The 14,843-nt window shown below is 67.8% G+C and carries 14 protein-coding genes; 6 read left to right on the top strand and 8 right to left on the bottom strand.

What is annotated here, in order from left to right:
- Window positions 1–12: 12 nt before the first annotated feature.
- The 3 genes from LK409_RS09390 to LK409_RS09380 all read right to left on the bottom strand — a co-directional run bounded on the left by LK409_RS09390 (window position 13) and on the right by LK409_RS09380 (window position 3,497).
- Window positions 13–1,524 carry a di-heme oxidoreductase family protein gene (locus LK409_RS09390; protein ID WP_010928455.1) on the bottom strand — a complete coding sequence of 504 codons (1,512 nt, stop codon included), beginning with the start codon at window positions 1,522–1,524 and terminating at the stop codon, window positions 13–15.
- Window positions 1,521–2,825: an imelysin family protein gene (locus LK409_RS09385; protein WP_010928454.1), complete on the bottom strand. Its 1,305-nt coding sequence runs from the start codon at window positions 2,823–2,825 to the stop codon at window positions 1,521–1,523. Before LK409_RS09385 ends, LK409_RS09390 begins: the two co-directional genes overlap by 4 nt.
- A gap of 111 nt (window positions 2,826–2,936) precedes the next feature.
- Entirely contained in the window at window positions 2,937–3,497 is a 561-nt protein-coding gene (locus tag LK409_RS09380) for an antibiotic biosynthesis monooxygenase (protein WP_102967410.1), read from the bottom strand.
- Window positions 3,498–3,763: 266 nt separating this feature from the next.
- Here LK409_RS09380 and LK409_RS09375 point away from each other — a divergent pair, with 266 nt between their 5' ends.
- Window positions 3,764–4,318 carry an NADPH-dependent FMN reductase gene (locus LK409_RS09375; RefSeq protein WP_003809968.1) on the top strand — a complete coding sequence of 185 codons (555 nt, stop codon included), beginning with the start codon at window positions 3,764–3,766 and terminating at the stop codon, window positions 4,316–4,318.
- 455 nt (window positions 4,319–4,773) lie between these two features.
- Here LK409_RS09375 and LK409_RS09370 read toward each other — a convergent pair whose 3' ends face one another.
- Window positions 4,774–4,989, bottom strand: a complete 216-nt coding sequence (locus LK409_RS09370; protein WP_003809966.1) for a dodecin — start codon at window positions 4,987–4,989, stop codon at window positions 4,774–4,776.
- Between the two features lie 200 nt (window positions 4,990–5,189).
- On the opposite strand from LK409_RS09370, the gene mutS reads away from it, so the two are divergent.
- The 4 genes from mutS to LK409_RS09350 all read left to right on the top strand — a co-directional run bounded on the left by mutS (window position 5,190) and on the right by LK409_RS09350 (window position 10,370).
- The gene (gene mutS, locus LK409_RS09365; protein WP_407652259.1) at window positions 5,190–7,841 is read left to right on the top strand and encodes a DNA mismatch repair protein MutS; all 2,652 of its coding nucleotides are present in this window, start codon (window positions 5,190–5,192) and stop codon (window positions 7,839–7,841) included.
- Complete coding sequence (locus LK409_RS09360; protein ID WP_010926219.1) at window positions 7,838–9,025, top strand: ribosomal protein uL16 3-hydroxylase; 1,188 nt, start codon at window positions 7,838–7,840, stop codon at window positions 9,023–9,025. The genes mutS and LK409_RS09360 overlap by 4 nt, the downstream gene beginning before the upstream one ends.
- Window positions 9,026–9,293: 268 nt before the next feature.
- On the top strand, window positions 9,294–9,506 hold the full coding sequence (locus tag LK409_RS09355) for a hypothetical protein (protein ID WP_049806325.1): 213 nt from the start codon (window positions 9,294–9,296) through the stop codon (window positions 9,504–9,506).
- A gap of 237 nt (window positions 9,507–9,743) precedes the next feature.
- A complete protein-coding gene (locus LK409_RS09350; protein WP_010928451.1) occupies window positions 9,744–10,370 on the top strand; it encodes a fimbrial protein in 627 nt (208 codons plus the stop codon).
- 87 nt (window positions 10,371–10,457) lie between these two features.
- Here the strand turns inward: LK409_RS09350 and bamC are convergent, their stop codons facing one another.
- The 4 genes from bamC to LK409_RS09330 form a co-directional block, all read right to left on the bottom strand.
- The gene (gene bamC / locus LK409_RS09345) at window positions 10,458–11,585 is read right to left on the bottom strand and encodes an outer membrane protein assembly factor BamC (RefSeq protein ID WP_003809956.1); all 1,128 of its coding nucleotides are present in this window, start codon (window positions 11,583–11,585) and stop codon (window positions 10,458–10,460) included.
- 11 nt (window positions 11,586–11,596) lie between these two features.
- Window positions 11,597–12,502: a 4-hydroxy-tetrahydrodipicolinate synthase gene (gene dapA / locus LK409_RS09340; protein ID WP_003809954.1), complete on the bottom strand. Its 906-nt coding sequence runs from the start codon at window positions 12,500–12,502 to the stop codon at window positions 11,597–11,599.
- A gap of 85 nt (window positions 12,503–12,587) precedes the next feature.
- Window positions 12,588–13,235: a site-2 protease family protein gene (locus LK409_RS09335; RefSeq protein ID WP_033447056.1), complete on the bottom strand. Its 648-nt coding sequence runs from the start codon at window positions 13,233–13,235 to the stop codon at window positions 12,588–12,590.
- A gap of 56 nt (window positions 13,236–13,291) precedes the next feature.
- A complete protein-coding gene (locus LK409_RS09330) occupies window positions 13,292–13,918 on the bottom strand; it encodes an L-threonylcarbamoyladenylate synthase (protein WP_010928449.1) in 627 nt (208 codons plus the stop codon).
- Window positions 13,919–13,979: 61 nt separating this feature from the next.
- Between LK409_RS09330 and ypfJ the strand changes: the two genes are divergently transcribed.
- Complete coding sequence (gene ypfJ, locus LK409_RS09325; protein WP_010928448.1) at window positions 13,980–14,831, top strand: KPN_02809 family neutral zinc metallopeptidase; 852 nt, start codon at window positions 13,980–13,982, stop codon at window positions 14,829–14,831.
- Window positions 14,832–14,843 lie beyond the last annotated feature (12 nt).

Here is a 14,843-nt window from a genome sequence, read left to right as displayed (position 1 = left end):
GTTGCGCCGCGCTCACAGCGACTCCAGAAAGCGGATCAGGTCGGCGCGCTCGCCGGGCGACATCGCCACCACGCGATCGCGCGCCGCCTGCGCCTCGCCGCCGTGCCACAGCACGGCCTCCAGCAGCGTGCGGGCGCGGCCATCGTGCAGCCAGGTCGCCGACGGGTTGACCAGCCGGGTCAGGCCGATCCCCCACAGCGGCGGCGTGCGCCATTCGCGCCCGTTGGCCTGCTCCTCGGACACGCCGTCGGCCAGCCCGTCGCCCATGTCGTGCAGCAGCATGTCGGTGTACGGCCAGATCAGCTGGAAGCGGTGCTCGGGCTGCGCCGCGTCGCGCCGCGTCACGTACTTGGGCACGTGGCAGGCCACGCAGTTGGCCTGGTAGAACAGCTTCTTGCCCGCCAGCACGCGCTCGTCGTCGGCGTCGCGCCGCTGCGGCACGGCAAGGTTGGTCGAATAGGTGGTCACGAAATCCATCAAATGCCCCGGCACCTCGTGCTCGCCCAGATGGGGCTGCGCGCCATGCGGCATCTTGAAGCACTCGGCCTGCGCCGGCGTGCAATCGCCGAAATGACTGGGAAACAGCGGCGTGGACAGGCCCATGTCATTGGAGAACGCGGCCGCGCTCTGCTGCTCGACGGTAGGCTGGCCGGCCTTCCAGTTGAAACGGCCCAGCACCTTCTGGCCGGTGCGCACGTCGCGCACCCAGTTCGGCTTGCCGCTGACGCCATCGCCATGATCGGCAGCCGCGTTGGCCAGGATATCGGCTTCGTAGATGGCCTCCAGCAGGCCCAGCCCTATCATGGGCGGCGCCAGGCGCGGCGACAAGTGCAGATCCGGGCGCAGCGGCCCGTAACCCGGATCCTCGATCCGGTAGGCGGGTTTCATCAGGGTGGCGGTCTCGCCGCCATTGAGCGCCACGCTCACCGGCTCGTATTCGATCTCCAGGCGGCCTTCGGCCGGCAGGCCCGCCACCGCGAAGTTCTGCAACTGCGACCCGTAGGTCGGATCGGGCAGGAACGGCACCTTGCCCTCGGCCAGCAGGCGCCGCTCGGCCTCGCTGGATGGCTCCACCGCAAGCCGCAGCAACAGCGCCACGGCGTCGCTGCGCTCGAGCGGATCGGGGTCGAAGCCCGGCACCGTGCCGCGCCCATCCTTCACATGGCAAGCCTGACAGGAGCGCGCGTTGAACAGCGGCCCCAGGCCGTCCGAGGCCTGCGTGGACGCCGGCGCCGACACCCACAGCTTGCGAAACAGCCCGTTACCGACCTGAAAGCGCTGGCGGCCCTCGAACGTCATGTTGGCCGAGGGGTGCGAAAAGATATCGGCGTTGAGCAGCTTCTTGACCGTCGCGGCGCCGGCCTGCATGGTCTCGAACGACTCCGCCGCCGAAAAATCGGCGGTGGGCGCCGTGATGGCCTGCACTCGCGCCAGGTCCTCGGCCGACAGATCGGTGCGGCCTGGCGCAGCGACGCCGGCGCCATGCGCCAGCGCCGCCAGTACAACGACTAGCGCGGATTTCACTTGAATACGGCGTCCGGTTTGTCCAGGCTGTCCGAGCCCTCGAGCTCGATGTCGCCCAGCTCCAGCGCCGCGATCACCCGCTCCAGGCTGCGGGTCTGGTCGACCAGGCGGTCGATGGCGGCCTGCACCACCGCGTTGCCCTCCTTATTGCCCTGGGCGATCATCTGGTCGTAGGTTTCCACCGTCTCGGCGCGCTGCTTCATCGCTTCCATGGCCTGGACCGTGGCATCCAGCTTGGCCCTTACCTCGGCATCCAGCTTGGCATCCTTGGCCTTGACCAGATCCGACAGGCTTGCCCCCGACACCGTCTTGCCATCGATGCGGGCATAGTTGCCCAGGTATACGTTGCGGATGCCGATCTGGTTGTAGTAGTGCGAATTGTGCGTGTTGTCGGAGAAGCAATCGTGCTCTTCCTCGGGATCGTGCAGCATCAGCCCCAGCTTCATGCGCTCGCCCGCCAGTTCGCCATACGACAGGCTGCCCAGCCCCGTCATCATGGCGATCAGGCCCGCCTTGGGATCCTCCTCGACCACCTTGCGCGCGGCGCCGCCGGCCTTCCAGTTATCGACCATTTCCTGCAGATCGTCGACCAGCAGATCGGTCACGGCCTTCAGGTATTGCACCCGGCGCTCGCAATTGCCGCCGGTGCACTGCCGGGGATCGAAATCGGTATGGGGCCGATCGCCGGCGTGGCGTTCCTGCGGCGTGCCGGTGCGGTCCTTGGGCGCCGGGCCCGTGCCGTTGAGGTCCTGGCCCCACAGCAGGAACTCGATGGCGTGATAGCCAGTGGCCACGTTGGCCTCGTTGCCGTCGGCCTCGTGCAGCACCTCGGACAGCAGCTGCGGCGTGATCTTGCTGGCGTCGATGGTCTTGCCGCCCACCGAGATCCTGGCGTTGGCGATCACGTTGACCGTATAGAACGCATTGGCGTCGCTCTCGGTGCCGTAGGCGGCATCGACATAGTCGATCAGGCCCTCGTCCAGCGGCCAGGCGTTGACGCGCCCTTCCCAGTCGTCGACCACCGGGTTGCCGAAGCGGAACGCTTCGGTCTGCTGGTACGGCACGCGGGCGGCCAGCCACGCCTGGCGCGCCGCCTGCAGCGTCTGGGCGCTGGGCGCGGCGATCAGCGCGTCGATGGCGGTGCGCAATGCCTGCGCCGAGGCCAGCGCATCCTGGTAGCCCGCCAGCGCAATATCCGAATAGGTCTGCACGACCGCCTTGGGCTGGGCGGCCGCCACGGCCAAGGGCGTCGTCATGCCAAGCGCCAACGCCAGCACGGTCTTCCGCAACAATTTACGCATCCACACTCTCCCTTATCAGCCGGCCGCCCCGCTGGCCGGCCGCACGGTTCCATTTGCGGATGCAAGTGTAAACAATTTTCGTTTGGGATTCAGAAAAACGTCAGTTTGCGCTCAATCGGCCGCGCCGACGGCGCGCGGATGCAGCCAGCCGCGCAGCACGCGGGTGACCAGCGGAATACAAAGGAACGACAGCACCGGCGTCATGCACAGGGTCGTGGCCAGCACGCGCCAGAACAGCGGCAGCGCGCTCAGTTGCGCGTCGAGCGCCGTACTGAACAGCAGCAGCATGGGGAAATACACCAGCCAGATGCTGACCGCCTGCTTCCAGCGCGGCGGCGCGCCGGCTGGCGCGCCGAACCAGCTGTCCATGCCGGTGACGCGGCGCGCATGGCTGGCGCGCACCAGCGCCGCGCCGCGCTCCAGCCACATGCGGCGCGGCAGCGATTGCTCCCAGCGGGCCAGGCTGGCCTCGCTGTCAAAGCGCAGCACGATCTGGTATTGGTCGCCGCCTTCGGGCGGCTGCAGCACGCCCGAGCCCAGGAACCCCGGAAACCCGGCCGCCAGGATTTCTCCCTGGCGCATCCACGCCAGGAAATCCCCGTAGCGGTCAGGCGAGATATGGCGGGTCACCAGCATCTTGACGGGAAGGGAAACGGGCACGGCGGACATCATGGCACTCCTGGCTGCGGCGGCCCGGCCCAACGCCTCGGCCGCCCTCCTCCCCCTCCTTGCAAACGGCGTGCCAGCTCTTCCTCCCACGGAGCGCGCCAACATCCCGGCAGGCGCCGGCCCCCATGCACCGCCTGGCCCCCCATCCTGGTGAAAACCCTCACCCCGGCCCCATCGTGGTGCAGCGCGCGAGCCCGCCCGGCCTGCCGTTGAGCGGTCACATCGACAGGTCTACACTGGCGATTCCCCACCCCTGGAGTCCGTGTGCCATGAGTACCTACAAAATTGCTGTCTTCGTCGGCAGCCTGCGTGCCGCATCGTTCAACCTGCGCCTGGCGCGCGCGCTGGAGAAACTGGCCCCCGCCAACTTCGAGTTCGAGCATGTCAGCCTGGGCGACGTCCCGCTCTACAACCAGGACCATGAAAACGACATGGCGGCCCCGGCGGCCAAGCTGAAGCAGCAGATCGCCGATGCCCACGGCATCCTGTTCGTCACGCCCGAGCACAACCGCTCCATTCCCGCCGCCCTCAAGAACGCCATCGACTGGGGCTCGCGCCCGTGGGGCCACAACAGCTGGATCGGCAAGACGGCCGGCATCGTCGGCACCTCGCCCAGCGCCGCCGGCACCGCCATGGCGCAGCAGCACCTGCGCAATATCCTGGCGGCCGAAGGCGTGAACGTGCTCACCACTCCGGAAGTGTTCCTGCAATTCAAGGAAGGGCTGATCGACGAGCAGTTCAACATCACCAACGAGGACACGCGCAAGTTCCTGCAGGGATGGCTCGATCGCTATGTGGCCTGGGTCACCCGGCTGGCGGGCTGAGGCCCCCGCGCGCGGCGAGTTACCCACACACCCGCCGCTTATCCCCGTCCAATGTGGAAAACACTGAGGACAGCCTTGGGGCAGCCTGGAAATCACCAATCGAATCATCGACATGCAAACGGTGATCAAAAATGGCCCAGCCTGCCCCGCGCCGCATCATAGTTGTCCCCGCCAACTGTGGATAAGCGTGAGGACAGCTTGCGGGCAGATCCGAAAACGCCTTGCCGATCAAGGCCTTGCCCATGCAGGGCAAGAATCGCGCAGGCATGCTGCGCCGCGCGGCCATCCGGCGGGGCTGCAAGGCGCCGCCGGGCACCGCCCGATGTTATCCCCGGCAAATGTGGACAAACCTCTTGACAGTGTTCTGACAAGAAGAAAAAAGCCTTACCCGCCATAGGGTTAGGCTGCGTGTGCAACAACTGCGCAACGCGCGCCGCGCGCCGCGCAGGCCGGCATCAGTCGTCGGCCTCGAGCCGCATGCCGATCTTCAGGCTCACCTGCCAGTGCGCGACCTTGCCGTCCTTGATGTGGCCGCGCGTCTCGGTCACCTCGAACCAATCCAGGTGCCGCAGCGTATCGGAAGCACGCGCGATGGCCTGGGCGATCGCATCATCGGACGACACGGTGGACGACCCCACCAACTCAATCTGCTTGTAGACGTGGCTCGACATGGCGTTGCTCCTTGTACGGTTGCTGGCCGCCGACCGGACGCGCCTCGTGCGCGCACTGCGCCGCCGGCTGATTCATTTGAGCACAGGGAAGAAACGGCGCACAGCACCGGATGTTGCGCAATGCGTCATCGCGCGACACCATGGTGGCCCGGCGCCTGCCGCATGGCGGACAGCGCGGGCGGCCCGATACAATCCTGCCTATGTCTTCCACACCAAAGCAAACGACCGGCGACGCCCTGGCCGGCCATACTCCTATGATGCAGCAATACCTGCGCCTCAAAGCCGAGGCCGGACCGCTGCTGTTGTTCTACCGCATGGGCGACTTCTACGAGATGTTCTATGAAGACGCCGAACGCGCCGCGCGCCTGCTCAACCTCACGCTGACCAAGCGCGGCAACTCGAACGGCACGCCGATCCCGATGGCGGGCATTCCCGTGCACGCCATGGAGCAATACCTGGCGCGCCTGGTCGCGCTGGGCGAATCGGTCGCCATCTGCGAACAGATCGGCGATCCCGCCGCCGCCAAGGGGCCGGTCGAGCGCCGCATCGTGCGCATCGTCACGCCCGGCACCCTGACCGACGAAGCCTTGCTGCCGGCCAAGGCCGACCGCGCGCTGGCGGCGGTCTGCGTCACGGGCAAGCGCGAACCGCGCGCCGGCCTGGCCTGGCTCAACCTGGCCAGCGGCGCCTTCCATGTCACCGAGTGCGCGCCCGGCCAGCTCGAGTCCGAACTGCATCGCATCGCACCGGCCGAACTGATCCAGGCCGAAAGCGCCGAGCTGCACATGGCCTTCGAAGGCGCGCGCACGCGCGTGCCCGATTGGCATTTCGAAGCCGACGGCGCGCGCGCCCAGTTGCTGGCGCACTTCAAGACCGACAGCCTGGGCGGCTTCGACGTCGAGGACATGCCGGCCGCCGTGTGCGCGGCAGGCGCCCTGCTGCGCTACGCCGCGCGCACCCAGTCGCAGGCGCTGGCGCACGTGCAGACCATCGCGGCCGAACGCCCGGGACAATATGTGCTGCTCGATCCGGTCACGCGCCGCAACCTCGAACTGACCCAGACCCTGAGCGGCGAGGAATCGCCCACGCTGTTCTCCCTGCTCGATGGCTGCCGCACGCCCATGGGCAGCCGGCTGCTGCGCCGCTGGCTGCACCACCCCCTGCGCGAGAACGAACCGGTGCTGGCCCGCCAACACGCCATCGCCACCATGCTGACCGTGCGCCAGGAAGGCGAACAGGCCTTTGCTGCGGCGGGCTTGCTCGAGACGCTGCGCGATGCGCTCAACGCCTTTCCCGACATCGAGCGCATCGCCGCCCGCGTGGCGCTGCGCTCGGTGCGCCCGCGCGAGCTGGCCAGCCTGCGCGACGCCCTGGTCGCCCTGCCTGCCCTGCACGCCAGCCTGGCGCCCCTGTCCGGCTCGCCGCGCGCCCGCGAGCTGGCCGCGCAGCTGGCCATGCCGCCGGACATCGGCGAGCTGCTGGCACGCGCGGTCGCCAGCGAGCCGGCGGTGGCCATCCGTGACGGCGGCGTCATCGCCGCCGGCTTCGACAGCGAACTGGACGAACTGCGCGCGCTGGCCACCGACGGCGGCGATTTCCTCGTGCAACTGGAAGCGCGGGAACGCGAACGCACCGGCATCGGCAACCTGCGCGTCGAATTCAACCGCGTGCACGGCTTCTACATCGAAGTCTCCAAGGGCCAGACCGACAAGGTGCCCGAGGACTACCGGCGCCGCCAGACCCTCAAGAACGCCGAGCGCTACATCACGCCTGAACTCAAGACCTGGGAAGACCGCGTCCTGTCGGCACAGGACCGTTCGCTGGCCCGCGAAAAATGGCTGTACGAGCAATTGCTCGACGCGCTGGCGCAGTATGTGCGCCCCCTGTCCCAGTGCGCGAGCGCCCTGGCCGAACTGGACACGCTGGCCGCGCTGGCCGAACATGCCCGGCGTCACGACTGGGTCGCCCCCGAGCTGATCGACGGCGCCGAGATCGACATCGAGGCAGGCCGCCATCCCGTGGTCGAGCGCGCCATCGAACGCTTCACGCCCAACGGCTGTCGCCTGGACCAGACCCGCCGCATGCTGTTGATCACCGGCCCCAACATGGGCGGTAAATCGACCTATATGCGCCAGGTGGCCCTGATCGCCCTGCTGGCGCGCACCGGCAGCTTCGTGCCGGCCACCCGCGCGCGCGTCGGCCGGCTCGACCGCATCTTCACCCGCATCGGCGCGGCCGACGACCTGGCCGGCGGGCGCTCCACCTTCATGATGGAGATGACCGAGGCGGCCGCCATCCTGGCGGCCAGCACGCCGGCCAGCCTGGTGCTGATGGACGAAATCGGCCGCGGCACGTCCACCTACGACGGCCTGGCGCTGGCCTGGGCCATCGCGTACCGCCTCCTGACGCACAACCGCGCGCTCACGCTGTTCGCCACCCACTACTTCGAGTTGACCCGCCTGCCCGCCGAACAGCCCACCGCGGCCAACGTGCACCTGGCCGCGGCCGAGTCGGCCGGCGGCATCGTGTTCCTGCACGAAGTGCGCGAAGGCCCGGCCAGCCGCAGCTACGGGATCCAGGTCGCCCAGCGCGCCGGCGTACCCGCCGCGGTCATCCGCCAGGCCTCGCGCGAACTCGAACGCCTTGAAGCCCAGGGCGCGCCCACCCCGCAGCTGGGCTTGTTCGCCGCGGCGCTCGACGCGGACGTGCAAAGCCAGGCCATGACCGAGCAGGCCGAGGATGCCGCCGCGCTGGCGCAACTGCGCGACCAGCTTGCGGCCATCGACCCCGACAGCCTGACCCCGCGCGAAGCCCTCGACGCGCTATACCGCCTCAAACAGCATCTGACATGAACCCTGCCACCGCGCTCGCCCTGCTGGGCGGGCTTGCCCCCGCCGACTTCATGCGCCGCTACTGGCAGCGCAAGCCCTTGCTGATCCGCCAGGCCATCCCCGGCTTCAAGCCGCCGGTCAGCATCGCCGCCCTGCGCCAGATGGCGCGCCGCGACGACGTCGAAGCGCGACTGATCTGGCGCGAACAAGGCCAATGGAACATGGAGAACGGCCCGTTCGCCCGCCTGCCCAAGGCGGGCGAACCGGACTGGACCTTGCTGGTGCAGAGCGTGGACCTGCATCACGACGCCGTCAGCGCCCTGCTGCAGCAGTTCCGCTTCATTCCGGACGCGCGCCTGGACGACATCATGATCAGCGTGGCCGGCGATGGCGGCGGCGTGGGGCCGCACTTCGACAGCTATGACGTCTTCCTGCTGCAGGCCAGCGGGCGCCGCCGCTGGCGCTACGGCCGGCAGAAAGACCTGTCGCTGCAGCCGGACCTGCCGCTGAAGATCCTCAGCCGGTTCGAGCCCGAGGAAGAACATGTGCTCGAACCGGGCGACATGCTTTACCTGCCGCCACAGGCCGCGCACGACGGCGTGGCCGAAGGCGGCGACTGCATGACGATCTCGATCGGGTTTCGCGCACCGTCGCAGGCCATGCTGGCACGCGGCCTGCTCGAAGCGGCGGCCGACCAGGTCATGGCGCGCGTCGGCCTGCTGGGCGGCCCGTATGGCGAGCCGCCCCTGCCGGGCGCGCGCCTGGACGGGCTGTACCGCGACCCGGGCCAGCCCGCCGTCGCGCATCCCGCGGCCGTACCGGACGGTCTGGTCGAGGCCACGCTGGCGACGCTGGACCGCCTGCGCTTCGACGAGGCGCTGGCGGCGCGCTTCCTGGGCTGCTGGCTGACCGAGCCCAGCCAGCTCAGTGTGTTCGACACAGGCGGCGATCAAGTCGACCTGGAAGACAGTTGGCCCGCGAGCGGCGCGCTCGTGCTGGATAGGCGCAGCCGCATGCTTTACCGCGGCCGCCAGTTGTTCATCAATGGCGAGGCCGCCAGCGTCGCGGCCGAACCCGCGCTGCGCCACCTGGCGGATGCCCGCGCGCTGGCCTGCGACGACCCGCGTTGCGCCAGGCTGAGCGACGAAGCGCGCAGCTGCCTGGCCGACTGGCTGGACGCCGGCTGGCTGCGCTATCAGCCCTGAACGCGGGCGCGAGTGTTGCGCAGGCGCGCCAGTCAGGGCGCCTCTCGGTACGATCCGGACACCTAAATGCGTCTATTCGATACATAACGCTCCCAACCCTGTAGCCGCGGAAACAACTTGATAGATCACACACACGCTCGCAAGGGTTGTTTCATTTGGGATGCGACCGCTTTAATTTCCAAACGCCAGCCGTTGAATGATTCCTGTAGCCTGACTACTGGTTTCCCCTAATGGGGCCACGAAATCGTCATCAACAGGAGTGTCGACCATGATGAGCAAAACCTTGATTCTGGCTTCGGTGATGGCAGTCGCCCTCACGGCCTGCAACAAGAACGAAGACGCGGCCGCCCCCGCTGGCGACGGCGCCCCGGCCACGACGGCCCCGGCTCCTTCGGCCCCCGCGCCCGCGCCTGCGCCGGCTCCCTCGCCCGCCGAACCGGCGCCGGGCAGCTCCGGCGGCGCCACGACGCCGTCGTCCTGATTCGCGGCCCCGCCGGCCAGCCCCCGTGCCGGCCGGCACGCCGTCGGGATGCTCGCCCGCGGGCAGGCATGCTCATGGCCTCCGGTAACGGAGGCCATTTTCATTGCGCGAAGCCGCCCGCCGATCTGGCGCGATTACCGGCAAATTCCCACACAACCATCAGCCCCCCCCTCCCGGACCTAATATTCTGATGCCGACGCCAAGCACATGACGGCACCCCTCAGTCTCAGAATCACCATGTCCAAGTTTTCATGCCCCGCCTTGCGCACCGCGCTTATCCTTGCCGCCTCGCCCGTGCTGCCGGCGCTGGCCAACGACGGCACCATCGTCATCACCGGCAGCATCTCCGACCAGACCTGCGTCATCGAAGAGCCCAGCGCCCCCAACCATATCAAGGTCGTGCAACTGCCCAAGATTTCCAAGAACGCGCTCAGGAACGACGGCGACACCGCCGGCGCCACGCCCTTCGACATCAGGCTGAAGGAATGCCCCCAGGCGCTGAGCGCGCTCAAGCTGTATTTCGAGCCCGGCATCACCACCAACTACGACACCGGCGATCTGATCGCCTACAAGCAGGCCTACAACGCATCCGGCAACGGCAACCTGAGCACCGTGTCGTCCGCCACCAAGGCCAAGGGCGTGGAATTCCGCCTGGCCAACCTCAACGGCCAGCACATCCGCATGGGCACCGACGAAACCACGCAAGCCGCGCAAACCTTCACGGGCACTGATGTCACCAACGGCGGCAACACCACCAAAAGCTATACCCTGCGCTATCTCGCCTCGTACGTGAAGAAACCCAACGAAAATGTCGACGCGGCGCAGATCACCAGCTACGTCGGCTTTTCCGTCGTCTATCCCTGAGTTCTCGCGCCAGCCAAAAAAAACCGGCAAGCCTTGCGGCTTGCCGGTTTTTTTGTGCCGCTACGCGGCGTCAGGAGACGAAGGGACTCAGACCATCTTGTCCTTCAGCACGCTCAGCATGCGCTGGGCGGTTGCGCTGCTGTCGCGCTGCCCGTTGGCGTCGAGCACCGTGACCTGCGTCTGCGTGCCGGAGCCCGTCAGGCGGATGCGGTACTGCGGCGCCTGGGCCTTCTTGTCGCTGGAGAACAGGCGGCTGAAGAAGCCCGGCTGCTCGTTCTGCGCGCCCGTGTCGGTATCCACGTAGCGCACGAAGTACTCGCCGGCGCTGCGGTCGCGATCGTCGACCGCGAAGCCGCCCGAATCCAGGGCCACGCCCACGCGCCGCCAGGCGCGATCGAACGACTCGTCGACTACCAGCATCGCGCCTTCGGCGCGCACGCTCTGCACCTTGGGCGCCTGCGGGGCCGCTTCGGCCTGCGCCACCAGCTTGCGCGCCGCATCCACGTCGGTGCCCAGGTACACCATCAGGCGCGCCAGCATGGCCGCGTTCAGGCCCGGGTCTTCCTTGCCGTGGGTCCATTGCACCTGGCCGCCATCCGAGCCGACACGCTTTTCCAGCATCTGGTTGTGCGTGATGTAGATCTCGGTGTGCCCATTGACGCGCTCGACCCGCGTGCGGAACTTCTCGCGCTCGCCGCTATCCCACGCGGTCTCCAGCACCGACCCCAGCACCTGGCGCAGCCAGCTTTCCGGAATCTTGGCGCGGTTCTCGGCCCAGTCGGTCTCGATGATGCCAGCCTGCGGATTGTTGACCGAGACCGTGAAGCCCGTGTCGGTCCAGAAATCGACCACCTTGGGAAACAGCTGCTCGGGCGGCCGCTCGATCACCAGCCAGCGCAGGTCGCCGTCGCGCTCGACACGCATGTCCGCGCGCTCCGGCAGCACGTTGGTATTCTGGCCGGCGCTGGCCTGCTGCTGCAGGCCCTGCTGCTGGAATTGCGAGTAGGTCGCGGTTCCGGAGGCAGGCGCCTTGTAGCGCGGATCGTTGTTGGCCTGGGTCAGGTCGGGTGGAATGCTGAGCGGGTCGCCGCGCCGCGTGCTTTTGTAATCCACCGACTCTTCATTGCCCAGCAACTGGTTGACATCGCTGCAGCCCGCCAGCAATGCCAGGGCCATCAATGCCGACGCTCCGGCATGACGTTTGTTCATACGCATCCTCACGATATTTAGAGCAGACCCACTTCCTGCAGGGCGGTACGTACCAGCGAGTGGTACTGCTCGCTCAGCTCGACCATCGGCAGACGATAACCAAGCGCTGTGTGGCCCATCTGGGCCAGCGCCCATTTGACAGGGATAGGGTTGGCCTCGATGAACAAGGCCTTGTTGAGACGGGCTAACCGTGCATTGAGTTCACGCGTGCGCGGCACGTCACCGCCGCGCGCCGCCGTACAGAGTTCATGCATCAGGCGCGGCGCCACGTTGGCCGTCACCGAAATATTACCGCGCGCGCCCAGCAGGATCAGGGCCGCGGCGGTCGGATCGTCGCCGCTGAACACCTGGAAGCCGGCGGGCGCCTCGCGCAGCAGCAAGGCGCCCCGGGCGATGTCGCCAGTGGCTTCCTTGATGCCGATGATGCCCGGCACTTCGGCCAGGCGCAGCACCGTGTCGTTGGACATGTCGGCCACCGTGCGGCCCGGCACGTTGTACAGCACCGTCGGCAGATCGACCGCCTCGGCCACCGCGCGGAAATGGCGGTAGATGCCTTCCTGGTTGGGTTTGTTGTAGTACGGCACGACCGACAGGCCGGCCTGCGCGCCGACCGCCTTGGCGTGGCGGGCCAGATGGATGGCTTCGTCGGTGGAGTTGGCGCCCACGCCGGCGATGACCGGAATGCGGCCGGCGGCGTGCTCGACCGCCACGCGGATGAGCTCGGCGTGCTCTTCCATCGAAACGGAAGGAGATTCTCCGGTGGTGCCGACCACCACCAGGCCATCGGTGCCTTCGGCCACGTGCCAGTCGATCAAGGACCGGTATGCGTCGTAGTCGAGGCTGCCATCGGGCTGCATCGGGGTGACCAGGGCCACCAAACTGCCTTGGAACTGCACGGTTGCGGCAGGTGCTGAGGATGCCATGTTTATCGGGCTCCGCGGCCCGGCGCCTGTCTGGCCGGACCTCAATCAATCAAACCAACGAGTTTACCGGATATTGGCCGGAATCTTATAAAAACCAGCTGACGATTTCGGCCCCCAGACCTAATACGGGACGCATCAGCACCCATAGCGCATCCGTCACCAGCAACAGCAGCACGATCACCAGTCCGTAAGGCTCGATCCGTGCGTACTGGAACGCCAGGCGCTGCGGCAGCAGGCTGAACACCACCCGTCCGCCGTCCAGCGGCAAAATGGGCAGCAGGTTCAGCGCCATCAGCACCAGATTGACGTTGACGCCCGCGCGGGCCATCTCGAACCAATAGCCCTCCTGGACGCCCGCCTCGAAATACAGGCGGATCGCCAGCGCCCACAGGATGGCCATCAGCAGGTTGGCCGCGGGGCCCGCCAGCGCCACCCACAGCATGTCCTTCTTGGGACGGCGCAGGCGCCCGAAATCCACCGGCACCGGCTTGGCCCAGCCGAACAGCAGGCCGGCGCCGCCCATCAGCTTGGAGGCAAGCAGGATGGCGGCGGGAACCAGCAGCGTGCCGACCGGATCGATGTGGCGCATGGGATTGAGGCTGATGCGGCCGGCCTGGTAGGCCGTCGGGTCGCCGAACATGCGCGCCACGTAGCCGTGCGCGGCCTCGTGCAGCGTGATCGCGAAGATCACGGGAATCGCGTAGATCGCGATGAGCTGGATGATTTCATTCATAGCGACGCATTGTAGTGCGCGCAACGCCAGGCCGGACGGCGGCCTGCCGTCCCGGGCTAGTCCAGCCCGAGCGCCGCCGGATCGCCGCCGCCGCGCCGCAGCACCGCCGGCTCGGCGCCGGTCAGGTCGACCACCGTGGTGGGCGTCTGCGGGCAGGCCCCGGCATCGATCACCGCCGCCAGTTCGTGCTGGTAGCGCTCCTGGATGGCCTCGGGATCATTGAGCGCGTCTTCCTCGTCCCTGGGAATCAGGGTGGTCGACAGCAGCGGCGCGCCCACCTGCTCCAGCAGCGCCAGCGCCACCGCGTGCGCCGGCACCCGGATGCCGATGGTCTTGCGCGACGGATGCGAGACGCGGCGCGGCACTTCGCGGGTGGCTTCCAGGATGAACGTCCACGGCCCCGGCGTGGCGGCCTTGAGCAGGCGGTACTGCTTGTTGTCGACCCGCGCGACCTGGCCGATCTCGGCCAGGTCGCGGCACAGCAGGGTCAGATGGTGGCGCTCGTCCAGGCCGCGCAGGCGCCGCAGCGCATCGGCGGCCGCCTTGTCGTCCAGCGGCGCCACCACGGCGTAGCTGGAGTCGGTCGGCACGGCCACCAGCCCGCCGTCGGACAGCCATTGCGCAGCCTGTTTGATCAAGCGTGGCTGCGGATTCGCGGGATGTAGTGTCAGAAGCAGGGCCATGGGTTTATCCTAACACTCTTGATCGAGTATGCGCGCACGTGCGCGCGGCAGGAGACACCCCATGCGCATGGACGACTCGCGCGAAAGCCAGAACATCGAAGATCGGCGCGCCGCGGGGCCCCGGCTGGGCGGCAAGGGCCGCATCGGCATCGGCACCATCGTGCTTGCGCTGGTGGCCATGTATTTCGGCATCGACCCTTCCGTGGTGCTGCAGATGGCCGAAGGCCCCGCCACCTACGAGCAGGCGCCCGCCGGCGCGCCGCCGGCCAACGACCCGCAGGCGCGCTTCGTGGCCAAGGTCCTGGGCGAAACCGAAGACACCTGGGGCGCCATCTTCACGCAAAGCCTCAACCGCAATTACGTGCCGCCCAAGCTGGTGCTGTTTCGCGGCGCCACGCCCACGGCCTGCGGCACCGGCCAGGCCGCCATGGGCCCGTTCTACTGTCCCGGCGACAGCAAGGTGTACATCGACCTCGGCTTCTTCGACGAAATGGAGCGCCGCCTGAACGCCCCGGGCGACTTCGCCCAGGCCTATGTCATCGCCCATGAGGTGGGGCACCACGTGCAGCACCTGTTGGGCGTGTCCGAACAGGTCGACCGCCTGCGCCAGCGCAATCCGGCCCAGGCCAACGCCCTGTCGGTGCGCATGGAACTGCAGGCCGACTGCTTCGCCGGCCTGTGGGCGCGACGCGCCGACCAGGCGCGCAACATCCTCGAATCGGGCGACATCGAGGAAGGCCTGAATGCCGCCAGCGCCATCGGCGACGACACCCTGCAAAAGAAGAGCCAGGGCTATGTCGTGCCCGACGCCTTCACGCACGGCTCGTCGGCCCAGCGCGTGCGCTGGTTCAAGCGCGGCCTGGAAAGCGGCGACCTGCGCCAGTGCGACACCTTCGGCGCGGCGCAACTCTAGCGCGCACGGCTT

Source organism: Bordetella parapertussis (assembly GCF_020735925.1).
Classification (GTDB): domain Bacteria; phylum Pseudomonadota; class Gammaproteobacteria; order Burkholderiales; family Burkholderiaceae_B; genus Bordetella; species Bordetella pertussis.
This window is presented reverse-complemented; position numbering and strand designations above follow the sequence as displayed.